Source organism: Peribacillus folii, assembly GCF_030271255.1.
Lineage (GTDB): Bacteria > Bacillota > Bacilli > Bacillales > DSM-1321 > Peribacillus.
Window position 1 is genome coordinate 102,419 of record NZ_JASJOM010000002.1, and the last position, 23,450, is coordinate 125,868.

The window sequence follows — 23,450 nt, forward strand, 5'->3', positions numbered from 1 at the left end:
TTTATGGTTAACAAAAGTGAACGTATTCCTCCGTATTTTGTTTTCTTCCTAGTTGTGAAAGTGCAGACAGGAACTGGGGTGCTGGGTTTTCAAAGGTTAATCATGCATAGCGCAGGGAATGATGCTTGGATTGCTGTAATATTTGGGGGAATTGTTTGTTTACTTCCAATTTGGTGTATGTTCAACATACTGCATTCGCATGAAAAGGATTTAATAGGGGTGCACAAACAAATCTTCGGAAAATATATCGGCGGGATTTTAAGTATGATCTGGATCATTTTTTGGCTGATGCTCAGTATAGCGGCGTATATGACATATGCAGAAATTATTGGGACATGGCTCTTTCCTCAAATAAACATATTGCCACTCAGTATTGTATTTGCCATAGTCATTTATTATGCAGTTTCTGGCGGGTTCCGAATCATTGCAGGACTATGCTTTTTGGGAGTGATCCTCACTTCCTTCTTAATCCTGACGATTTACTTTCCGATTGGCTATGCGCAGTTTCATAATCTTTTACCCATATGGCACCATTCCATTAAAGAAATGGCTATAGGAACGAAAGATATGTCTCTTAGCTATCTAGGGTTTTCAACCATGTTGATGTACTACCCTTTTATTGATCCATTTAAAAAAGCAAAAAAATGGGCATACATGGGAAACCTGACCACTATGTTATTTTATTCACTCATCATGGTCCTAACAATCGGATATTTTACAGAAGCACAAATTGAACGATATATTTGGCCCACATTGAACTTTTGGTCAAGTGTTAAAATTCCGTTTGTTGAGCGCTTTGAGTATGTAGGTATTACGATGTTAATGTTCAGTATCGTCCCAATTATTTGTCTAACAATCTGGGCCGCCATTCAAGGGACTGGCAGATTGTTTAACGTGAAATCTAAAAAAATCACTTTTTTATACCTGATCATTTTAATTGCATTTTCATTGTCTTTAAATAGCAGAGAAGAAGTGAATTCCCTCTTGAATTTCTTAGGAAATGCCGGTCTATATCTTTATTTAGTATATATACCAGCCCTATACTTCATAACATTAATCATGTCAAAAAGAACGAAGAAGGGAAGGGATTTTCATGAGAATTAAAAACTCCCTGGTCTTAATCATCATGCTTGTCCTTCTTAGTGGCTGTATGGGAGTTCAGACCAAAGTGCTGGACGAAATAAATATGGTATCTGCAGTTAGCTATGATTCCGATAAGGATTTAGGCAAAAGAGGCTTTAAGGCTACTGCCGTTACCCCGTATTACTTGCCTGATAAAACGGTTAAAACGGTATCTTTTTCGGCAAATTCCAATTTAAGCAAGGAAACCCGGGACAAAACCAATTTACAGTCTGATAAACCGATTTTTAGCGGAAAACTGAAAGTGGCGATATTTAGCAAGGAAATGGCTAAACAACATTTATTCCCACTAACAGATACCTTCCTACGAGACCCTTCGATTGGAGGATCTTTAATTCTGGCTGTTGCAGACAAAAATGCAAGCGACATAATCACAACAAAACCCGAAGGAATAGAAAATGAGGATGTTGGCAGCTATCTTGCTAAAGAAATCAATCACAATATTAAAGCTGGTTTACTTCCCAAAACGAACCTTCATGTATTCACTTATGCTTATTACGCTGAAGGAGCTGACACTTTCTTACCGGTCGTCGACCTGAAAATGGGTAAGCCGTATGTTAAAGGCATAGCCTTGTTTAACGAAGATAAATATGTATACCAAACAAAAGGAATTGAAAGCATCCTCTTTAAAATGTTGCTTGAGCATACGAGCAAATTAGGGTATGCAGCAAAACTTGATGGCGATTTGGTTTCCATACATAACATCCGTTCCAAGCGATCGTATACGATAAAGAAGCCAATGACATCAGAGCCTATCACCATCCATTTAAAGGTCATTGCGTTTTTAAGAGAGTATTCCAATCCTCATCCCTCAAAAAATTTTACTAAAAAAATTGAAAAGCAGCTGGAACAGGATATAGAGAAAAAAGGAGAAAAACTAATAAAAAAGCTGCAAGACCTTGATATTGATTCTCTTGGTATTGGAGACCAAGTACGAACAAGAACGAGAAACTGGGACAAGAAAGCGTGGGAAAAGATGTACCATACAATCCCTATTCGCGTGAAAGCAAATGTGAAAATAGAAGAAAGCGGTGTAATTGAATAATGACAATACACGCATTGGCTTTTGCTACGCCTGGGATTCAACTGAATTGCTTTTGAAAAAGGTTATGAAATGTGTACTTTTTTAACTTTGTTCCACAATTGGGCCATATTGTTGAATAACACCTAGATATCTAGGAAGGAGTTTAGGTGAGTTTGTGAACCTTTGTACTTAAAGTAACTGAGCATATTAGCTTAATAAGAATTATCCATATAATATCCAATATGTTAACATTATGTTATTTAAATTCTGAATAAGGTTTGAGAAGAGGGGGTACTAATGTTAGGCGGGATCTATATTAGTTCATCTTATTGTCATATGGCTATAGTTTTAATCACTGTATATTTATTTGTCAATGTCAAAGATTTTTAAAAAATAAATTATTTTTTTCCCCGTTCAGAAGTAATCAATATTTCTTTTCATTCACAAAAATAGCAACCACCAGTATAGAAGCGAGTGTAAATAACGTCATTAACCAGATTTTAATAGAAAAATCATTAGTAGCCGAGACAATTAAAGATAAGCCGATTGGCCCACCAATTTGATGCATGGTATTTGTAATGCCGCTCGCAATACCAGCCAGTTCAGTTGGCGCTTCATGAACGCCTGCTGAGGTGACCGGTGCTAAAATCAGTCCTTGCCCCAAACCCAGTATTACCATAGGAATGGGAATAGTACGCCAATAACCATTGGCTGGGTTAGAGAAAGCAAGTAAATTAGCCCAGCCACTAATATTATCTCACCAACAAGTAAAACTTTACTATTTCCAAATTTAGCGGTTAATCGTGGTAATTGCATGGCTATGATAAAATTGACGATAGTCAGAGGTAAAAATGCCAGACCCGATTGTAAGGCCGAAAAGTCATATTGACTCTGCATCATTTGCGGTAAAAAGAACCAAAATGGCAACATTGCCATGATAAATAAAAGCCGTGCGGCATATGCGCCGGATCGTATCTTATTTTTAAAGAGTGATAATGGCAAAATGGGATATGGAACGTTTCGTTCCCAGAAAATGAATAAGCCTAAGATAAACATACCGGCGATGACGAATATACTTTTGCTTTCGGTAAATCCATATATGATACCAATTAATCCTATGATTGATAATAAACTACCTAGATAATCAATTTTTTCTTTTCGTCGTTCTGAATTTTATATGTACCTTAATGTTAAGAAAAACAGAAGAAGAGTGAATGGTATATTTATCAGGAAACCAGCTCGCCAAGAAATCAAGCTAGTCAACGCACCGCCAACTAATAAACCGACACTTGAACCAATTCCTGCTGTTGCGCCATAATAAGAAATTGCACGCTGTCTCATATTGTTCTGATACGCATCCAAGATTAATGCGAGGGTTGTAGGTGCAATAATCGAGCTGCCAATCCCTTGAATCGCACGCATGCAATCACCATCTCAGCTGTTGTTGATAGACCAATGATTAGTGAACTGATCCCAAAAATGAATAGCCCAAACAAAAAAATACGTTTTCTTCCCAGCAAATCAGAAAGCCGTCCACTTAGAAGTAAGCAGCCTCCGAACGTGAGCGTATACGCACTTGATACCCATGAAAGTGCTGCGGCAGATAAGCCCAGGCTTTCTCCTATCTGTACTGAACTGGTAAAAATGATCGAGTTATCCATTAATATCAAAAAGTAGGATAGTAATGTGATTGGTAAGATGATTCCAAATTTTTCTTTATTCAACTTTTCTAACTTCTTTCTATTTCTTTAATTGTTTAATCTTTCTAGCCAAGTCTCTATTTCCTTTGATACCTCAGCTTTATTTTTACCTTTAATTGCAAGCATGATACCGTTAGTTTCTTCTCCGCCCTGTACAGTATATCCTTCTAGAACTTTCGCTCCTTTAGCACCAGCATTTATCTTCTAAAGGTTGAACCAGGACCGTAACCGCCATTCGTGTTAAATGGAATCACCGTTTTCTTCTCAAAATTATAACTATTTAAAAATGAAACTACCGCTTGAGGCAAAGCCATGTTCCATGTGGGAGCTCCGATAAAAATACGATCATAGTTCTCAAAATTAGTAATGATTGTTTTTAATTCTGGTAGGGTAGCGCTCTCTTGTTCTTGCGCATTTTGTTCTACTTCCATTCTGTAATCCGTTGGTCTTGACTCTTTTGTTTCAATTTGTACGAGATCTCCACCAACTTTTTCTTGGATAAGTTCAGCAACTGCCTTAGTTATCCCCGTCCTTGAATAATAAACAATCAATGTTTTTGAATTTTTTATGGTTGCTCCTTCCTTTTCATTCTGATTTATTATTTTTGGTAGTACAATGAAAACAAAGATAATGACGCATATAACTGTTATTAGCAAGAAAATAGCATTCTTCTTAATTATCTAAATCTCCACCTTTGCACTGTGCTTTTCCTCCATAAAAAGGCTGTGACATAGTACAGATAATGGATTATGTCGCAGTTTCTGCTATTCATTCTGCTGATTGATTTACATCATACACCGCTTAAATCAATAAAAGTCAGGTTTTGATTTATTTTCTGAGCCAGGTTCCCATAAGCCGATACTTGCTCGGATATCGTTTCGTTTGCATGTAATATTATCAATAACAAATTGAGCAATTGCTTGTCTAGTAATTTTGCGCCTAAAAATGGTTCTCCTTTTTGGCTTGCGACATAATCCTTTCGTTTGCCATTATATAACCAAGTCATCCGCATATAAGTGTAATCTAAATCACTTGCTTCAAGTGATTCTCCCCCACGCTTATGAGCAATCGATCCGCCCATCATTCGACTATTCCATGTGGCAAAAGGTTCCGCAACTTAGCCGTATACACTTAATACACCTGCTTGAATGATACGCTTAACGCCAGTTTTATGCATTGCCTCAATGACTATTTATGTAATTTTTTCATTATCAAAATTCATATAAACAATCTCTTGGTTTTGCATGGCATTCGCCAAATCTGATACATTCCCTGCATCACCAGAAATCTTTGTTACATTCGTATAGGGTAGACTAGTTGCATGACGACCAAACAATGTTAATTTCAGATCAGCTTGTTCTTGTAAAAGTGGTATCAGCACTTCTGGAATTTGACCGCCTGCACCAATGATAAGGATATTTTTCATCATTTTTCTGTGTCCAACATGCGATTCATGAACCATTCAACTTGTTGTGGCGCATCATGATCAAAGAAAACTGATTCTTTCATATCTAAAGCAGCTATTTTTTCAATATCTTCTTTTGAAAGTTCAAAATCAAAGATATCAATGTTTTCAGCCATTCGTTCTGGACGAACAGATTTAGCCAATGCAACAATTCCTCGTTGCATTAACCAGCGAAGCACGACTTGTCCAACAGTTTTGCCATATTGTTCTCCGATTTCTGCTAATACAGGATTTGTGAATAGATCGTGACGTCCTTCTGCAAATGGAGCCCAAGCTTCTACTTGTACATCATATTTTTCATGCCATTTTTGATCTTCAATTCTCTGATTCCAAGGGTTCACTTCAATTTGATTGATTTGAGGCTTCACTTCATTCAGCCCAACAAATTCAATCATCTTAGCTGATTTGAAATTTGAAATACCAATTGCACGCAATTTACCTGCTTTTTGCGCTGCAACCATTGCTCTCCATGCTCCATAAACATCGCCATAGGGTTGGTGAATAAGATAAAGATCAAGATAGTCTAGCCCCATAGTATCAAGTGAGTGTTCAATCGTCTCAGTTGCTTTAGATTCCGGTGTTTGTAAAATAAACAACTTAGAGGTGACAAAAAGTTCTTCACGTGTAACAAGCCCTTCGACAATTGCTCGTTTGATACCTGCACCCGTTTCTTTTTCATTTCCATAAATAGAAGCCGTGTCGATCAAACGATATCCTGCTTTGATTGCTTGATAAACTGCTTTAGCTGTTTCATCCAATGGAATTTGGTAAACTCCAAACCCTAATTGTGGTATTTCCACACCATTGTTTAATTTGATTGTTTGCATATTGTTTTCCTCCTCTAACTTTGATTACATTACCTATCCTAAACCTTGGAGTTAAGTCCATGGCAAGAAAGAAGTTTTATTTTTATCGTTCCCACAATTTTTCGACTTTATCAGGTGCCATTTCACCTGTCTTGAATTTTGCGATATGCTCACCATAAGTTTCAATTTTATAAACTAGTAATTCCCTCACTTCCTGCATTTCGGCTAACTTTTTATCTAGCTCCTCCAACTGATCAAATAAAATCTGTTTTTGAGCTTCTTCTACATTTTGCGTTTCTCGTAATTGGGCCAACTTAGCAAACTCAATTAAGGATTCAACCGATAATCCGGCATTACGCAAATTTTTAGCTAAATAAATCCAATTCAAATCGTTCGTCGTATAGTCACGATATCCACTTGCATTTCGGTGAACAGGTGGGATAACACCTACTCGTTCATAATATCGGAGTGTATCAACACTTAAATCAAATATCTCAGCTGCTTTTTTGATATTCATCAAATATTCCTCCTTACTTATATAAACTATAGTAAACCTTTGAGCTAACTCCAATGCAAGAATACAGTTACAATTTCTTATAAAATTGATTTTGTTATCAATTTGCCCATTTAGGGAACATTCTACATAACACAAAGCCAGTTAATAGTTAATTAGTGAATAAGTATTCTTGAAAAAGCGGTTACGTTAGTTTAACAAGTGAAAGCATTAAAGATTTTCAACAATCGGGCGCGATTGTTGAGCAACGAAAAAAGCCTAATTTCTCAATTTTAATGAGCTAGGCTAGGTTAGATTTTTCCATTCTAATTAAGTAAGGTAACAACCTGGAAATTTAATCAAAGAAAATTGGACAAGAAGGTTTACTGGTTAGAAAGCTGTTTATATTGTTGATTGTTTTACAGAACTCTGCATGTAGTTTCTTAGTAAAATAAATACTACACTCAATAGTAACGATAATAACCCCACTAAGATGACGTAACGTGTACCTATTTCCGAAATGAAGAATCCACCTACAGCTGTACCAATTGTTGTTCCTAAATTAACAGATGATAAAAACAAGCCGTTGGCGAAATCAGGAGCTCCTGGAGCTGCAGACGTAATCCAATATTGGTTAATATTAGTTCCTATTCCAGCTAATACTCCCCAAACTAAAGTAATGATAGCCATAGGAAAAGTAAATTGTCCAAATAAGAATAATAGGATGTAAACGACTCCCAAAACAAAAGGAAAAGATACTACAAGTTTGATAGGATTTTTAATAAGTAACTTCCCTGCCACAATATTTCCAAAAATGCTTGCCCCCCCGAATATGACTAACATTAAACTAATTGATTTCCCAGAGATATTCGTAACGGTTTTAAGATACTCAGCAAGAAAACTATACACCCCAAATACAGCTGAATTTAGTAAAATGACAGCAACAATGGAAAGCCATGTAATGGGTTCTTTTAGTACAGACAATTGATCTCCGTAAGAAAGTCTTTCTTTAATAGGCATAGAAGGGAAAAATACTAATGTAGCAATAAATTCTATAGCGTTAACGATGGCAAAAAATGCCGTTGACATTTGAAACGATACTGTACTAGCAAGAAAACTTGCGATTGGTACACCAAGTACCATCCCCGCAGATACTCCAATAAAAACTTTTGAAACAGCTTTTGGAGCTTCTTCCTTGCTAACTGAGTTAGCAGCCATTGTAAAAGCTGCTGAAAAATAGATTGGATGAAATATGGCTGGTATCACACGTGCTATTATTGCAATGGCAAAGTTAGTTGTAAATATAGAGACAATGTTAGCTAGAACGAAAACACCAAGTACAAATAACATTGCCTTCTTACGATTTATACCCGAAAATAATAACGGCATAGTTGGACCAGATATTGTGACAGTGAGTGCGAAGATACTCACCAGCAACCCGGCCTTAGATACACTGATATGAAAGTGATCAGCAATATAGGGCAATATCCCAATAACCCCCATTTCAGTATTTATGATACCGAAAGCCCCTAGTGTCAATGTGAATATAAGTAAATTGTTTCTTTTAGACATAAAAATTAATTTCCTTCTTTCTTGAACGTGTCATTATCTTGTTGCGTAAAGATGAGTTAATTAAGGAGTTATCTTTCAGCAGATATTGTGCAAACCGAAAAACCAAACAATAAAAGGAGACTTTGCTTATTATCTTCAAATGTTATGGTTAACGGAGATTGAGCTAAAAAATCCCTACTAGTTGGATTATCGTACATCCTAACAAGCACTTCCTCCTTATTAAACGATAATTTATTCTTGTATCTGAAATGCTGTCTTCTTTTGATTCTTCTTGTGTACGGTTTGATTTATCACTAGCATTGTCACCTCTATTGGTTTCAGATTATTAATTGCATTACTGCTGCAAGCAGTGAGGGCAATACTTGTTACTAAGATTCCTGGACATAACAATTTTTTCGCCTTATTAGCCTCCTTATATTGGTGCATTTATAAAAAATGAATCATTGGTATTACTCATACATCTGTGATATAAGCTACCTGACTTGATAGGTGGATTAGTTACTTACATTCATCATGACAATCATTACTGAAGCAAATAAGTGACAAGTAATTCTAGACCGGAATTAATCTGAAATTTGAACCAATACTTTACCTAGTTTTGAGACTGATCCTCATTCTATCGCTTATTCCCCATATCAGTTGATGCCCCGATTATTACAACAAATTCTTCTTCATAAGCAGATGTTTTGCTACCCTCACGCTTTCTTCACTTCATATACTTTATCCTAGCTGTACGTATCATTTATAACAAATACTTATATCATATATCACGATATGCTTGTTAGGCATTTCTTAAATATGTATACTAATATAATTAAAAGGAGGCGTAATAGATGGAATTTAGAGTTTTGCGATATTTTCTTACTGTTGCAAGAGAAGGAAGCATTACAGGTGCTGCTAATTTTTTGCATGTTACACAGCCAACCCTGTCAAGACAATTAAAAGATCTTGAACAAGAGTTAGGAAAAAAACTATTTACTCGCAGTAGTCACAGTATCATCCTCACAGATGAAGGAATGCTCCTCCGAAAGAGAGCAGAAGAAATCGTTGATATGGTTGATAAATTAGGTATTGAATTTAGTTCTATGGAAGAAACAATAAGTGGTGACGTTTATGTAGGTGGTGGGGAAACGGACGCCATGAGACTGATTGCACAGGTAGTAAAAGGTTTACAATTACGTTATGCAAATATACGGTATCACCTGTACAGCGGAAACGAAGACGATGTGACGGAGCGGCTTGACAAAGGATTGCTTGATTTTGGTATTTTAATTGAACCAGCTGATTTATCTAAATACAATTTTATCAATATCCCAACCAAAGATGTTTGGGGCGTTGTTATGAGGAAAGACAGTCCTCTTGCTTTCAAAGATACCATTCAAGCACTGGATTTATTAAATGTACCTCTAATCTGTTCACGACAGGCTATGAAAAAGACATTGTCTAAAAATGAATTTGCAGATTGGTTTGGTGAAAATTTCGACAAATTAAACGTCGTGACTACCTACAATCTTGCATATAATGCTGCAATCATGGTTGAAGAGGGTATTGGTTATGCAATAACCCTTGATAAAATAGTAAATACGTCTAGTGAAAGTAACCTTTGTTTTAGACCGCTAGAGCCAAGACTTGAATCTGGCTTAAATATTGTTTGGAAAAAACATCAGGCTTTTTCCGCTGCTGCTGAAATGTTTTTAAAAGAAATTCAAGAAAAATTTATAAATACTTTATCGGATGGTTAGGAATATCAAGATAAATTACTTAAACTATAGAATGACCAAAGTTAATAACCATCACATCAATGCACCTAAATCCGGCATTACCCAGCTTAACGGTTGCCTGAAAATCTTGGAAATATTTGAAGTTATAATGGAAAAAACGAAACAATTCCTCCAAAATCTTGAATAACTTCCTGCTTTACGTTGAAAAAATTCGATTTGTTTATGTTTGCCGTCTTTGATGAGCTTTCTAAAACCCAAAAAGGTATCGGAATGACTTTCATTCCGATACCTTTTCATTTCTCCTATAACTCTTCCTTGCCTGCTGCCATATCCATGTTCACTTCAGGAGTTTCTGGTTTGATGGCCGCAAATGGTATATTACGCTTCCCCGAGAAATTCTCAAGCAAGTCTTTGACATCAATGCCTGACGAAGCCTTTAGTGACTCCTGCAATGTCGCCATTAAATTCGTTGCATAGCCCGTCACTTTATTGGCCCCGCCGCTTGCACCGCTTCCTCCTGTATCGACGACAGTGATTTTGTCGATATTGCTGAGCGGGCTTGCCACCTGTTTGGCATACTCCGGCAGCATTTTCAGGATCATGTCCATGACGGCCGCCTGACCGAACTGTTCGAATGCTTCGGCGATCTTTTGTTTCGCCTCCGCCTCGGCCACACCTTTCAAGCGGATGATTTCCGCTTCGGATGTACCCTGTGCCCTTTGTGCGTCTGCTTTGGCAAGACCGTCCATACGAACGCGTTCCGCTTCCGCTTTCGCCATCGCTTCAATTTTGTACTTATCGGCATCCGCTTCCGTGATTTGCTTCATTTTGTTTGCGGAGGCAGCCTGCTCTACTGCGTAACGGTCAGCGTCCGCCTTTTTCTTCACCTCAGAATCATATTGCTTTTCACGACGAAGGATCTCTTTTTCCTCCAGCTCGATTTGCTTTTGCCGCTCGATGATCCTGATTTGCATTTCCTGTTCGGTTACATCCTGTTTGGAGCGGGCGGTTTCCAGATCATAAGCTTGGTCAGCACGGGCCTTGGCAATATCCTGCTCACGCCGGAATTCCGCTACCTTCAGTTTGTTGATTTTTTCGGCTTCGGCGATTTCAGTCGCCCTCTCAAGCTCGGCTCGCTGCGCTTCCTTCGATGCTTCGGCCCGCTTGATCCGCGTTTCCTTCTCCGCTTCAGCTGTAGCGATATCGGCATCCCTTTTCACTTGGGCGATCCTTGGCTTACCAAGGGATTCCAGGTATCCGTTGTTATCACGGACATCTTTAATCGTGAACGATACGATGATGAGCCCCATTTTGGCTAGATCCTGCGAGGCGACCCGTTGCACTTCCTGGGAAAACTTCTCGCGGTTTTTATAAATTTCTTCGACTGTCATCGAACCAAGTATTGAACGAAGATGCCCTTCCAGCACCTCGCGCGCTTCCTGTTCACGGTCATCTTTGGATTTACCGAGAAACTGTTCAGCCGCTGTGGCAATGTCCGTAATCGAACCGCCAATCTTGATAATAGAGACACCGTCCGCCATGACAGGAACGCCCTGTTCCGTGTATACCTCCGGGGTCGAGACCTCAAGTTTGCTGGACAGCAGGCTTAATGGTTCCGCCTGCTGGAACACTGGCAGCACGAAAGCACCGCCGCCGCGGACAATCTTTATTTTATTTCCAGATTCGTCAACATGAACATTTTTGCTTCCCAAGTAGCTTCCTGTTACGATCAATGCTTCATCAGGCCCAGCAGTACGGTATTTCGTAATAAAAACAGCGATAAGTGCAAGTAGTAAAAATGCCACAATGGCGACAACAATCCAAATTAAACTAAACATAAATGACCTCCTACCGGTTATTCATTCTCGTGGGGCATAACATAAATTACCCCGTTTTTCACTTCGATGATCAAGACTTTTGTGTCCGAAACAATTTCTTCATTCTTATAACTGGCCGCAGTCTTTGCAATGCTTCCGCTGATGCTTTCAATCAGGACCTCCCCAAAGCCATCAACCGGGACTGATGTCAGAACCCTGCCGACCCTGCCCCTCAGGTCATTGTCATGAAACGTTAAGCTTTCCTCCGCAGATGAGATGGGAATCAGCACGAATACGTTTAACAAGGTGACGATTGAAAGTGCAAGTAGCAGAGAAATCACCGCATTCATCGCACTGTTGAGGCCTGTAAGCGATTCAAGCAAGAAACCACTAGCAAAAAAGACCGTTAAAAAACTGAAAATGAGTGTTGGATTAAATATATCCGGCATTTCAAGACCTGAGAATATATCATGAAACAAAATAAATAAGAATGTTAGCCCCCCGAAAATAATTAGTCCATATAAATAGATTGTTTCAACTGGAACTCCAAATAAATCCATCTCTTTCATCCTTTGAATTTGATTTTCCCATGCCTCTGTTACAGCCCAGGATGGCAGTTTGCTACCTGATGACGATGATTTTAGTAATGTATGATCCCCTCCAATTGTGTGCATACCTTTAATACGTGCAAAAGATGAAAAAGTTTCATGTTTCTTCCACCTTTAGAATCTTTTATCTATTTTTCCATAGGTAAAAGAACTTATTTGCATGTGCATTTAATCCGAATTTTTAGAAACTACACACAAAACTGAACAAGTTGTATCCATGTATGATGAATTAGCTCTTTTTATCGGTACGAGAGGAGGTCGATCAATGGAAATCAAGCATAACTCAGCTGCGCTTGCTGTTTATATAACGTGGAATGCAAAGATCAACCTTATATTGGATACCGGGGAGATTGCCTAGGGATTTGATTTCCTAAAAACGATAATCAAATTAAAAGAGGAATGAAAGAGGAATGATATTTTGAAAAGGATAGGTTATAAGTTTTCCTCGCCTGATAAGCAGAATAATAGCAATCATAATTAGATTGGATAAATTCTCTTCTTCTGAATGAGTCGATTTTCCCTACAAAAGGAGCTGCGAGGCATAATGTTGTTGACAGTGCATGCGTGACATATTAAAATTCTATTATGTTAACTATAAATGAAAATAGGTTTACAATAGGAGGACACACAATGAAGGATAGTCATGAGAAGTTAAGAATGATGATGGTTACAGCTTTGTTTGCAGCACTTATCGGAATTATGGCACAAATTACGATTCCACTTCCATTGGTGCCAATTACAGGACAGACATTGGCTGTCGGACTGGCAGCAACAATACTGGGTTCGCGTTATGGAACCTCTTCCGTTTTGCTATACTTATTCATTGGAGCGGCAGGAGTACCTGTTTTTGCTGAAATGTCCGGTGGTTTGGCAAAAATATTCGGTCCGACTGGCGGTTATTTATTATCTTATATTCCCACAGTCTTCGTAACCGGCCTGATTTTGGAAAAAACCCGTTTCAACGTGCCGATGGCCTTCCTTGCAAATATAATCGGAATGATCCTTACTTTGATAATCGGAACGATTTGGCTGAAGTATATGAGTTCACTTTCTTGGACAGTCGCGTTTGCCAGCGGTTTTGCTCCATTCATAATTGTCGGGGTCTTGAAGGCTTTCCTAGCATCTTGGCTTGGTATCACGATCAGATCAAGACTGGCGTCAGCCAATATGCTCCCGAAAAAAAATGCGACAATTTCCCGTTAATCTTCATTAGGGAATAGCAGGAAGGGGAGCCGCTAATGGCTCCCCTTCCTGCTATTCAAATAAAAAAAAGATCCTTAAAAAAGAATCTTTTTTACAAATATCTATTACGGTCCTATCCCCATAAGTCCGAATATGATAGCAAATATATATATATTATCCCCTTTGCTAACCGTACCCATTTTACTATAGGTGAGGCAATTTGACAACCATTGAGGAAATATAAGTAAGCTTGCTTATTCTATTTGGATAGGAATATGGCTTATTATTTATTATTCACTTTATATTCTTTTTTCGTTCCATCATCAAAAACGACTTCTAAGTCCAACTCTTCATAGCCATCCTTCAGATTAAAGACTTTTGTCACTTCTTGAACGACCTCTTCATCTGTTGAATCCTTCGTAAAGGTCAATTTTTCTAGCATAGGTGTCAATTCTTTCATGGCCTCATCACCATGAACTTCGTGTTTGTTCGCCTCATCATCGATAGAAGCTTCCGTTTGAGCCCCTGTAGCATCATATTCTGCTTCATAGTCGTTCTCATTGCCTTGATAGTCCACTTCCAATTGGAAATCCTTGAACGTGAATGGAAGTTTTTCATTATTATCCGTTCCAGTCTGAGAATTCGATTCCGCTTGGTTTTCATTTTCCTGAACCGGGGGATTTTTCACTTCGTCCTTGTCTTCCCCGCACCCAGCCAAAACTAACATGGCCGCAAACGGGACTGATAATACTTTCAAATGTTTTTTCATTTCAATTCCTCCTTAGCAAGTTGTATACCTTATCTATTTCCTAAAAGAAGTCTTTTAAAACCAAAAACCTTTTAGATTTCCTAAGGTTAACCAATGAAACGCCAAAGTGACTTAGAGCGGAATGATATAAAACAATACAGCAAAAAAGTGTGTGACGGAACCGCCAAGCACAAAAACATGCCACACGGCGTGGTGGAAGGGAAAGCCCCGCCATACATAGAATATCGCCCCAAATGTATAAAGCAGGCCGCCTGCAATGAGCAGCTGGATTCCCGCAGAAGGCATCGTCGCGGTAAGCGGCCCCCAAACGATAACAATCATCCACCCCATTGCGATATAAAGAATCGTTGAAAGGAATAAAAATTTTTTCACATAAAACGCTTTGAAGACGACTCCGATGATTGCGACTCCCCAAATTATACCAAGCAAAGTCCAGCCTAGCGATCCTTGAATCACTAGCAGCATGATGGGTGTGTATGTTCCTGCAATGAATATATAAATCGCGGAATGATCGAAGATTTCAAAGATATCCTTCGTTTTTCCCTCCGGAAAGCTATGAACCAAAGTAGAGGAAATATATAAAAGAAGCATGGATACGCCATATATGACTGAAACGACAACATGCCAAGCCGGTCCTTTCTGTGCCGAGAAGATGATCAAGAACACAAGGGCCGCAATGCTTAATAACGCACCGATACCGTGAGTGATCGCATTGACCACTTCTTCTTTTCTTGTATAAACGTGTGTATTAGCCATGATATAGCTCCTAACTCTTCCGTTAACATTATTTTATATTTTCATTATACATCAGTTAGGCCAAAGCCATGTAAAAAAGTGAATCATACCTTGTAAATGGCAATGAATTAGATTAACATCTAATTAGATAATAATCTAATTAGGAGGGAGCATTTTGCAAATTGAAAAGTTGGTGGCCTTCCATAAAACGATGGGTGATGTGACGAGGGTTCGGATTGTATCCATCCTCGCAAACGGGCCAAAGCGGGGCCAAGCTCTTGCTGGCATATTGAAGCTGACTGCCCCGACGATTTCACACCATTTGTCTAAATTGAAGGAAGTCAATTTAGTGAAGGATCGGCGGGAAAAAAATTCGGTATATTATTTTTTAAATGATGATGTCCTTCAGCATTATTCTCGTGCATTGCCTGAAATGATTTCGTATAAGGGGGAATTTAATAATATGGACAAGCTACAACGATCAGGGGAACATAAAAAGATCCTGGAAAATTTCCTTACGGCAGATGGCCGCTTAAAAACCATCCCGGCACAGAGGAAAAAGAAATTGATCGTTCTTTACCATCTAGCCAGCCTATTGGAACGCGGACGTAAATATGAGGAAAAAGACCTGAATGCATTCATTCAATCCTTCCATGATGATTACGCAACAATAAGGCGCGAGTTCATCATCGGCAGCATCATGTATAGGGAAAACGGCATTTATGAACTGAATCCCCGCGAGATGTGGGCTGCCATCGAGTAACATGCGTCATTCATTAAAAAACCGGCCTCCCCCGATAGGTTGAGCCGGTTTACTTTTAAATCTGTGCTATTAAATGGCAAAATGATGGCCGCCGATGATCTTGATTACCTCCAATTTTTTCATCCACTTGCTGTCCGAAATGCTTGGATTCCAAAAATATAAGGCATCATTTGTGTAGCCATGGATCGCCAAGGCTTCATTTACAGCTTTCTTCGCATCTTTGCCGGCAGGTCGGTTGATACTGCCATCACCGACAGGCGAGAATTGGTTCTTTTGATAAATCACTTCCCTCACAGTATCGGGAAATTCATCACTGTCCAAACGATTCAATACCACACCCGCTACTTCCACTTTACCTCTGTACGGTTCCCCTTTTGCTTCTGCATGTACAAGCCTTGCTAATAATTCTTTATCTTTTTCACTCATTACATGTGGAATGATCAATGTTTCACCAGGTTCGGCAACATTGTTAACATTATGATTGGCTTCTTTTAACTTAGCAATCGGCACACCATGCTGCTTAGCAATGTCCCATATCGATTCGCCTTGTTTAACGACATGCTTGGTTGCTCCATCAGAAGCTTTACTGGTCGTTCCTTTAGGAAAAACAATTCCTATTGCGATGACGCTAAGAGTCATTATCACAGCTATTATTGCTGATAATTTCATCCTGTAACCTCCTCGTTAAGCATCTTCCAAGGATAACAGACCATAAACGAGAATACAGCGCTAAATTTTTTCCAAGGAAATCAAGGAAAAAATTACACAAAGCATCGTCTAACCTTGTTTCATAGATTCCCATTCTTCACGTAATAGACCCATTCTGATCGAATCATAATAAACCCCATCATAATAACGGCACTTTCTCATCCTGCCTTCGATGAGCATTCCTGCTTTTTCCCCAACGGCAATCATACGCGGATTGCCTGACCAAGTCGTCAGCCCGACCCTTTCTATCTCGAGATTTTCAAACAAGTAGCTTATGTACATCCTTAACGCTTCCGTTCCATAACCTCCATTCCAATACGCTGGCTCGAAAATCGTCATACCGATTTCAAGCCAGCGGGAAGGCTCGTGTTCCCAATAATACACGATCGAGCCTCTTATTTGGCCATCTATTTCCAGCAAAAGCTCGGAATATGCCCCTACCTTTTCATCTAAGTTTCTCATCTTCGTTTCTTTATCAATATACATTTGGAAATCAATAAGCTCCAACAGATAATAGGGTGCATCCCACTTTTTCCATTCCGGATTGACTTCCCCGTATTTCAAACTCCACAAGCGTTTAAAATCCGCTTCCTTCACGTTACGTAAACGAACTCTGTTCCCTTCAATTCGAACATCTTTCAATTCGTATCCCCCGCTTCAGCCTAATCAGCATTTAACAATCAACATTCAACTTTATGAAATATTGCCTCTCTCTCGGGCCGTCGAATTCACAAAAGTACACCCCCTGCCATGTGCCAAGGACTAGACTCCCTTTATGAATGATTACCTGTTGTGAAGAACCGACCGTACTTGATTTCAAATGGGCAGCCGAATTTCCTTCCATATGTAAGTCCAGCGTATGATTCCAAGGGTATTGCTCATCGAGCCTCCTAAGCATGTCCTTCTTCACATCCGGGTCGGCATTTTCGTTGATCGTGATTCCTGCAGTCGTATGCGGACAATAAATCATTGCTGTGCCATCCTGAATTCCGCATTCCGAAATGAAAGCCTGCAGTTCATTTGAAACGTCAATCATATCATCTCTTTTTGTCGTTTTTAACGTATATTTTTTTAGCATTCACGTTCACTCCTTTTATTCTTTTTATTTCTATACCCCATCGCGGAAAACTTATGCTTTTGCATTCAGCCATTCGATAAGATGAGCTTATCTTCTAAATTAAGTTAATTAACCTTTCCTTATTGTTGTTTCCGTTTTAAAATTGGAAATATAATGTACAAGGAGAGTGGAGAAGAATGACCTTCCGATTTAAATCAATCGATCATTTTCAATTAGCATCCCCCAAGGGCAGCGAGGACATCTCAAGAAAGTTTTATCATGGTATATTAAAACTCCAGGAGGTAGAGAAGCCCGAGTCCATGATAGCAAACGGGGGCGTTTGGTTTGAGGCGGGTTCGGTCCATATACATATCGGTACCGAGGAACCATTCATTCCCGCCAAAAAGGCCCATCCAGCGCTGGAAATCGAAAATCTCCCAGCCCTGAAGCAGCATTTACTCCAAAACGATATAGGATTTATCGAAGATGAAAGACTACCTGGTGCAAACCGTATTTACGTAGCTGACCCCTTCGGAAACCGGATCGAAATTTTGGAATGGAGATAAGACTCACGAGTTCGTTTTAGGTCTTTCAACCAAATACATGCTCGATATTCATTTGGAACCTTGAAATGATTTTTGGATATAGGCACAAGGTGCGCTGGTGAAGAAATGAAACCTCGGAATGCCCGTGTAAGAAAAGCATAAACGTGCCTGACACGAAGAAGTAACAAAAGCTTTTTTACACCCAAAAGACGGGTCCCATTTAAGTGGACCCGCCTTTCATTCATTGCTTTTTCTTTTTCCATACACCCAATAATAAAGCCGTGATGATAGAGCCTATCAATATGGCCAGTAAGTAGAGAAAAGGATGATTGACAAGAGGAACCACGAATATCCCTCCATGTGGTGCTGGCAGTGTCACCTTAAAGGCCATTGACAGTGCACCCGCAGTGGCAGAACCGATCACACTGCTGACGATGACTCGCAATGGATCCGCTGCCGCAAAAGGAATCGCTCCTTCCGTAATGAATGAAGCACCCATAAAGTAATTGGTGAAGCCAGATTTCCTTTCCGTTTCACTGAATTTGCTTTTAAAGAACGTTGTTGCCAAAGCAATTCCTAGTGGCGGAACCATTCCGCCGGCCATGACTGCAGCATGCGGTCCAAAGCTGGAAGCTTCAATAGCCGCTATACCAAAAGTAAAGGCAGCTTTGTTAATCGGTCCTCCCATATCCACTGCCATCATCCCCCCAAGGATCAAGCCAAGGAATATGGCATTCGTTCCTGATAAGCCTTGAAGCCAATTGGTCAAGCCTTGATTAATGGCCGTAACCGGTTCATTGATGAGAAAAATCATGATCGATCCGGTAATTAACATCCCAAATACAGGATAAAGCAGTACAGGCTTTATTCCCTCTAATGTATGCGGTAATTTGGAAAACACTTTCTTTAATAGCAACACAACATAACCAGCTAGGAAACCGGCAATCAGTCCGCCCAGAAAACCGGCATTGGCCTGGGCTGCCAAAAGTCCTCCGACCATACCAGGGGCAAAGCCTGGTCGATCGGCAATACTTGAAGCAATGAAACCAGCAAGGATAGGGACAAGCAAGAAGAAGGCACCATTTCCCCCGCCAATATCGCTTAATGCTTTGGCAATGGGATTATACTGCGGACTTGCCGGATCGGCTGCCTCGATTCCAAAAAAGAAAGAAAGCGCAATCAAGATCCCTCCACCCACTACAAATGGGAGCATATTACTTACCCCATTCATCAAGTGTTTGTAAATCCCCAGACCGCTTTTTGTGTCTGCTTCGTTGCTTTTATCTTTACCAGAACCTTTGTAAACAGGAGCATCCTGTTTCATCGCCCTAGTCAACAGTTCTTCGGTTTTCCGGATTCCTTGAGCAACCGGAACGATTATCACATGCTTCCCATTAAAACGATCCATCTCGACCTGTTTATCAGCGGCAACGATAATTGCATCCGCCTCTGCAATGTCAGCAGCGGTCAATGCGTTCTTGATGCCAGTTGAACCATTCGTTTCGACTTTAAAATCGATACCCATTTCCTTCGCTTTTGCCTTGAGAGCATCAGCTGCCATATAGGTGTGGGCAATTCCCGTTGGACAGGCTGTAACGGCGAGGACTTTTCCTTTTTCATGACCACTTTCGCTGTAAGTGGAAGCCTGGTCTTCCTCTTCCGCTGCATCGGCTTCCAGTTCTTTTTGGTTGATGATTTCTATTACTTCATCACCTGTGGAAGCGGAGAGCAACCTGGCTCTGAATTGTTCATCCATCAGTAATGAAGATAGACGTGAGAGTGTTTCCAAGTGATCCGAGTTCGCACCTTCACTTGCCGCTATCATAAAGAACAGATGAGCGGGCATGCCATCCAGCGATTCATAATCAACACCCTTTACAGATTTCCCGAAACAGATGGCAGGTACCTTCACAGCGCTCGTTTTGGCATGTGGGATTGCGATTCCTTCCCCAATTCCTGTCGTGCTTTGTTCTTCACGTTTTAAGATGGCAGCTTTGAAGGCCTCCACATCGTTTAATCGGCCAGCCTCGGCTAGCTTCCCAGACAATTCGTCAATGACAGCTTGCTTTGAATCACTTTTAAGGTCGATGATGATTGTATCCAATTTTAACAAGTCCGTGATTTTCATAGAGTCAGCCTCCTGTTAGTTGATTGATATCGATTTGTGGTAATAATTCTTCTATTTTATCCAATGTCCCAAGATCGGAGGAAAAGGCAGTAGCGCTTCCTGACGCAAGACTGAAGCGGAAGGCAGCTAAGAGATCGCCGGTCCTTTCGAAGGTTCCGATGAACCCTGCCACCATGGAGTCACCGGCTCCGACCGAGTTGATGACTTTTCCCTTCGGCACATTGGCCGAATAACACTGTCCTTCCGAGCAGAGAACGGCACCCGCTCCTGCCATGGAAACGATTACGTTTTGGGCCCCTTTTTCAACCAATTTAGTCGCATATTCGACGGCATCGGCTGCCGTTTTTATATCCGTATTGAATAGCTCTCCCAATTCATGATGATTGGGCTTTATCAGAAAGGGACGATGCGAAAGGACATTCAATAATTCCCTGCCGCTCGTATCCACCACCACTTTAATGCCGTTAACAGAACAAGTCTCTGTCATGGCTTCATAGACCTCTGCAGGAATGCTTGAGGGGATGCTTCCTGATAAAATGAGAATATCTTCTTTCTTTAATTGCTCGATTTGACTGAATAATTGTTGGTAATTTCCTTTGGATATGATGGGTCCTTGACTGTTTATTTCAGTCTCGGATCCTGATTTCAATTTAATGTTAATTCTCGTGTCTCCCGAAATCTCCGTAAAGTCAGTGAATATCTCTTCCTGCTTTAAAAACCGTTTGACAAACTCACCCGTTTGTCCGCCGATGAACCCCAAGGCCGTTGTCTCATTACCAAGCCTTTTAAGTACACGGGAGACATTGATTCCTTTTCCCCCGGGGAATTTTGCATCGTAAGAAGTACGATTCACCTTGCCGATCTGAAAGTTTTCCACCTCAACCAAGTAATCGATCGATGGATTGAGTGTCACTGTGTAAATCATTTACTTGTCACAACCTTTACCTTTGGATTTTTTTGGAGTTGGGCAACAGCCTCTTCATCATTTCCATCAGTGATGATTATGGCATCGCTTACATCAGCCACTTTTGCAAACGTCGCTTCATTCAGCTTGGAACTGTCACAAAGCACGTACGTTTCGTTTGACAGACTGATAGCCAGCTTCTTCAATACGGCTTCTTCCGGATCAGGAGTCGTGAAACCCATTTCTTGATGGATGCCGTTCATTCCCAAAAAGCATTTATCAAATCTGTATCCATTCAAAAATTGGCCAGCATTGCTTCCAATCACTGCATTCGTTGAAAATTTTATCGTGCCGCCCACCAGAACGGTTTTGATTTCCAGCTCGATCAATTTTGGTATATGCATAAGGCCATTAGTCATGACCGTAACATTCTTTTCTTTTAAAAAGGGAATCATTTCTGCCGTCGTCGTACCTGCATCAAGGTATATGCAATCATTTTTCTCGATGAATGATGACGCCCGCTTTGCAATGAGCTGTTTTTCAGCCATTGCTTTATTTTGCTTCTCCACCGTGGTCGGTTCAAGGCCTTTTCTTTGAAGTATGGAGGCCCCGCCATGCACACGCTTCAACAGCTTCATTTCTTCGAGCTGGACTAAATCCCTCCGAATCGTCGATTCCGACGCGTGAAGCTGATCTACTAGCTCCTGAAGCTTTACGGCGCCTTGTCTTTTTAGGATCGAAATGATGAATTGGTGCCTTTCAGTCGTTAACAATCCATTCCACCTCACTTTAATATCCTCATCATATATGAAAAAATTAAAACAATCAATCAAAAACATTTAAAGTTATTCAAATTCATTCAAATAAGCGCAAAATTCATTCATAAACGTCCATATTATTGAAAATTATAAATAATCCATAAACTCTGCTTGCACATATTTCCTCCTAAGAGAATATGAAATTATTTTTCCCCGCAAAAAAACCTCTGTCCTGTTGACAGAGGTTTTTTTATATAATTTCATTTATTAACCTTGAAGTAAAAGTTGTTCTGGATCTTCAAGCATATCTTTAATGGCCACTAAGAAACCGACAGCTTCTTTACCGTCCACGATACGGTGATCGTAAGATAATGCAAGGTACATCATCGGTCTGTTTTCGATTTGATCACCAACTGCTATCGGGCGCGTTTTGATTGTATGCATTCCCAAAATCCCGACTTGAGGGGCATTCAAGATCGGTGTTGATAATAGCGAACCGAAAGTACCGCCGTTAGTGATGGTAAAAGTACCACCAGACAGATCGGAAAGACCTAGTTTATTGCTGCGCGCTTTAACAGCTAAGTCCGAAATATTCTTTTCGATTTCAGCAAAGCTTTTGCGGTCCGCATCCCTAACAACAGGAACGACTAACCCTTCATCAGTGGATACAGCTACACCGATATCATAAAAGTTCTTTTTCAGGATATGGTCGCCTTTGATTTCTGCATTCAATAGCGGATATTTCTTCAAAGCGCCAATGACTGCTTTAGTGAAGAATGACATGAAGCCTAGTTTAACGTCATTCGCTTTCACGAAAGAATCTTTATGACGGCTGCGCAATTCCATGACAGCAGAAAGGTCGACTTCGTTGAAAGTTGTAAGCATGGCTGCTTCGGATTGTACTTGAACTAGACGCTTGGCAATGGTTTGACGACGGCGAGTCATCTTAACCACTTCAATGCGGTCATCATTCACTTCAACAGGTGCTGCTGCTTGTTTAGGTGCTGGCGCTTGATTCGAAGCCGCTGCTGGTGCTGTAGGTACTGCTGGCGCATTGCTTGCAGCTTCTACATCTTGTACACGTACACGGCCTAGCGGATCTGCTACAGGCACTTTAGTCAGGTCAATTCCTTTTTCACGAGCCAATTTACGTGCAGCTGGTGAAGCAATAACTTGTTGAGTGGATGATGCTTCTTTCGTTTCTGCTTTCGGAGCCTCTTGAGCAGGAGCGGCTTGTTCCTTTTTGGCTGGCTCGGCTTTAACTTCCTTAGCTTCTTCGGCTTTTGGAGCTTCCGCTTTTGGAGCTGCTGCAGCTGATCCATTCTCATCGACGATGGCGATCGCTTGTCCAACTTGGACAGTGTCGCCTTCTTCTGCTAAATGTTCAGAAAGTGTACCCGTATAATCCGAAATGATTTCTACGTTTACTTTATCCGTTTCCAGTTCAAGGACATATTCCCCTTTTTCAACGTGGTCACCGGGTTGTTTTAACCATTGCGCAATAGATCCTTCAGAAATCGATTCTGCCAATTCAGGTACTTTTACTTCAGCCATT

At 40.2% G+C, this 23,450-nt stretch carries 23 protein-coding genes and 2 pseudogenes; 6 read left to right on the top strand and 19 right to left on the bottom strand.

The window, feature by feature from the left end:
- Nucleotides 1-3: 3 nt before the first annotated feature.
- Complete coding sequence (locus QNI08_RS03105) at nucleotides 4-1,104, top strand: GerAB/ArcD/ProY family transporter (RefSeq protein WP_285765974.1); 1,101 nt, start codon at nucleotides 4-6, stop codon at nucleotides 1,102-1,104.
- Entirely contained in the window at nucleotides 1,094-2,185 is a 1,092-nt protein-coding gene (locus tag QNI08_RS03110) for a Ger(x)C family spore germination protein (protein WP_285765975.1), read from the top strand. Before QNI08_RS03105 ends, QNI08_RS03110 begins: the two co-directional genes overlap by 11 nt.
- Nucleotides 2,186-2,588: 403 nt before the next feature.
- Here QNI08_RS03110 and QNI08_RS03115 read toward each other — a convergent pair whose 3' ends face one another.
- The 8 genes and pseudogenes from QNI08_RS03115 to QNI08_RS03150 all read right to left on the bottom strand — a co-directional run bounded on the left by QNI08_RS03115 (nucleotide 2,589) and on the right by QNI08_RS03150 (nucleotide 8,397).
- Nucleotides 2,589-2,828, bottom strand: a complete 240-nt coding sequence (locus QNI08_RS03115) for a hypothetical protein (RefSeq protein ID WP_285765976.1) — start codon at nucleotides 2,826-2,828, stop codon at nucleotides 2,589-2,591.
- Nucleotides 2,829-3,337: 509 nt separating this feature from the next.
- Nucleotides 3,338-3,825: pseudogene (locus QNI08_RS22480) on the bottom strand (MFS transporter).
- Between the two features lie 236 nt (nucleotides 3,826-4,061).
- Entirely contained in the window at nucleotides 4,062-4,520 is a 459-nt protein-coding gene (locus QNI08_RS03125; protein ID WP_285765978.1) for a flavodoxin, read from the bottom strand.
- A gap of 134 nt (nucleotides 4,521-4,654) precedes the next feature.
- Nucleotides 4,655-5,326: pseudogene (locus QNI08_RS03130) on the bottom strand (NAD(P)H-binding protein).
- Nucleotides 5,290-6,156, bottom strand: a complete 867-nt coding sequence (locus QNI08_RS03135; RefSeq protein ID WP_285765979.1) for an aldo/keto reductase — start codon at nucleotides 6,154-6,156, stop codon at nucleotides 5,290-5,292. Before QNI08_RS03135 ends, QNI08_RS03130 begins: the two are co-directional and overlap by 37 nt.
- Nucleotides 6,157-6,238: 82 nt before the next feature.
- The gene (locus tag QNI08_RS03140; protein WP_285765980.1) at nucleotides 6,239-6,652 is read right to left on the bottom strand and encodes a MerR family transcriptional regulator; all 414 of its coding nucleotides are present in this window, start codon (nucleotides 6,650-6,652) and stop codon (nucleotides 6,239-6,241) included.
- Nucleotides 6,653-7,030: 378 nt separating this feature from the next.
- Entirely contained in the window at nucleotides 7,031-8,200 is a 1,170-nt protein-coding gene (locus QNI08_RS03145) for an MFS transporter (protein ID WP_285765981.1), read from the bottom strand.
- Nucleotides 8,201-8,268: 68 nt separating this feature from the next.
- Nucleotides 8,269-8,397 carry a hypothetical protein gene (locus QNI08_RS03150; RefSeq protein ID WP_285765982.1) on the bottom strand — a complete coding sequence of 43 codons (129 nt, stop codon included), beginning with the start codon at nucleotides 8,395-8,397 and terminating at the stop codon, nucleotides 8,269-8,271.
- 636 nt (nucleotides 8,398-9,033) lie between these two features.
- Here QNI08_RS03150 and QNI08_RS03155 point away from each other — a divergent pair.
- On the top strand, nucleotides 9,034-9,942 hold the full coding sequence (locus tag QNI08_RS03155) for a LysR family transcriptional regulator (protein ID WP_285765983.1): 909 nt from the start codon (nucleotides 9,034-9,036) through the stop codon (nucleotides 9,940-9,942).
- A 281-nt stretch (nucleotides 9,943-10,223) separates the two neighbouring features.
- Here QNI08_RS03155 and QNI08_RS03160 read toward each other — a convergent pair whose 3' ends face one another.
- Nucleotides 10,224-11,759: a flotillin lipid rafts scaffold protein FloT gene (locus tag QNI08_RS03160; protein ID WP_285765984.1), complete on the bottom strand. Its 1,536-nt coding sequence runs from the start codon at nucleotides 11,757-11,759 to the stop codon at nucleotides 10,224-10,226.
- A gap of 17 nt (nucleotides 11,760-11,776) precedes the next feature.
- On the bottom strand, nucleotides 11,777-12,298 hold the full coding sequence (locus tag QNI08_RS03165) for an NfeD family protein (protein WP_285765985.1): 522 nt from the start codon (nucleotides 12,296-12,298) through the stop codon (nucleotides 11,777-11,779).
- Nucleotides 12,299-12,976: 678 nt separating this feature from the next.
- On the opposite strand from QNI08_RS03165, the gene QNI08_RS03170 reads away from it, so the two are divergent.
- A complete protein-coding gene (locus QNI08_RS03170) occupies nucleotides 12,977-13,549 on the top strand; it encodes a biotin transporter BioY (RefSeq protein WP_285765986.1) in 573 nt (190 codons plus the stop codon).
- 262 nt (nucleotides 13,550-13,811) lie between these two features.
- Here the strand turns inward: QNI08_RS03170 and QNI08_RS03175 are convergent, their stop codons facing one another.
- The gene (locus QNI08_RS03175) at nucleotides 13,812-14,297 is read right to left on the bottom strand and encodes a YusW family protein (RefSeq protein WP_285765987.1); all 486 of its coding nucleotides are present in this window, start codon (nucleotides 14,295-14,297) and stop codon (nucleotides 13,812-13,814) included.
- Between the two features lie 111 nt (nucleotides 14,298-14,408).
- Entirely contained in the window at nucleotides 14,409-15,053 is a 645-nt protein-coding gene (gene trhA / locus QNI08_RS03180; protein WP_285765988.1) for a PAQR family membrane homeostasis protein TrhA, read from the bottom strand.
- Between the two features lie 154 nt (nucleotides 15,054-15,207).
- Here trhA and QNI08_RS03185 point away from each other — a divergent pair, with 154 nt between their 5' ends.
- Nucleotides 15,208-15,795: a DUF2087 domain-containing protein gene (locus tag QNI08_RS03185; RefSeq protein WP_285765989.1), complete on the top strand. Its 588-nt coding sequence runs from the start codon at nucleotides 15,208-15,210 to the stop codon at nucleotides 15,793-15,795.
- 69 nt (nucleotides 15,796-15,864) lie between these two features.
- Here the strand turns inward: QNI08_RS03185 and QNI08_RS03190 are convergent, their stop codons facing one another.
- The 3 genes from QNI08_RS03190 to QNI08_RS03200 all read right to left on the bottom strand — a co-directional run bounded on the left by QNI08_RS03190 (nucleotide 15,865) and on the right by QNI08_RS03200 (nucleotide 17,581).
- Nucleotides 15,865-16,464, bottom strand: coding sequence for a cell wall hydrolase (locus QNI08_RS03190; RefSeq protein ID WP_285765990.1), 600 nt, complete (start codon nucleotides 16,462-16,464; stop codon nucleotides 15,865-15,867).
- A 108-nt stretch (nucleotides 16,465-16,572) separates the two neighbouring features.
- Nucleotides 16,573-17,145 (bottom strand): GNAT family N-acetyltransferase, encoded by a 573-nt coding sequence (locus tag QNI08_RS03195; protein ID WP_285765991.1) that lies wholly within the window; start codon nucleotides 17,143-17,145, stop codon nucleotides 16,573-16,575.
- Between the two features lie 31 nt (nucleotides 17,146-17,176).
- Entirely contained in the window at nucleotides 17,177-17,581 is a 405-nt protein-coding gene (locus tag QNI08_RS03200) for a secondary thiamine-phosphate synthase enzyme YjbQ (protein ID WP_285765992.1), read from the bottom strand.
- A gap of 176 nt (nucleotides 17,582-17,757) precedes the next feature.
- Here QNI08_RS03200 and QNI08_RS03205 point away from each other — a divergent pair, with 176 nt between their 5' ends.
- On the top strand, nucleotides 17,758-18,126 hold the full coding sequence (locus tag QNI08_RS03205; RefSeq protein WP_285765993.1) for a VOC family protein: 369 nt from the start codon (nucleotides 17,758-17,760) through the stop codon (nucleotides 18,124-18,126).
- A 220-nt stretch (nucleotides 18,127-18,346) separates the two neighbouring features.
- On the opposite strand, the gene QNI08_RS03210 is transcribed toward QNI08_RS03205, so the two are convergent.
- The 4 genes from QNI08_RS03210 to odhB form a co-directional block, all read right to left on the bottom strand.
- Nucleotides 18,347-20,233 carry a PTS fructose transporter subunit IIABC gene (locus tag QNI08_RS03210; protein ID WP_285765994.1) on the bottom strand — a complete coding sequence of 629 codons (1,887 nt, stop codon included), beginning with the start codon at nucleotides 20,231-20,233 and terminating at the stop codon, nucleotides 18,347-18,349.
- A 4-nt stretch (nucleotides 20,234-20,237) separates the two neighbouring features.
- A complete protein-coding gene (gene pfkB, locus QNI08_RS03215; protein ID WP_285765995.1) occupies nucleotides 20,238-21,158 on the bottom strand; it encodes a 1-phosphofructokinase in 921 nt (306 codons plus the stop codon).
- Nucleotides 21,155-21,910, bottom strand: a complete 756-nt coding sequence (locus QNI08_RS03220) for a DeoR/GlpR family DNA-binding transcription regulator (RefSeq protein WP_285766322.1) — start codon at nucleotides 21,908-21,910, stop codon at nucleotides 21,155-21,157. The genes pfkB and QNI08_RS03220 overlap by 4 nt, the downstream gene beginning before the upstream one ends.
- 252 nt (nucleotides 21,911-22,162) lie before the next feature.
- On the bottom strand, nucleotides 22,163-23,449 hold the full coding sequence (gene odhB, locus QNI08_RS03225) for a 2-oxoglutarate dehydrogenase complex dihydrolipoyllysine-residue succinyltransferase (protein WP_285765996.1): 1,287 nt from the start codon (nucleotides 23,447-23,449) through the stop codon (nucleotides 22,163-22,165).
- Nucleotide 23,450 lies beyond the last annotated feature (1 nt).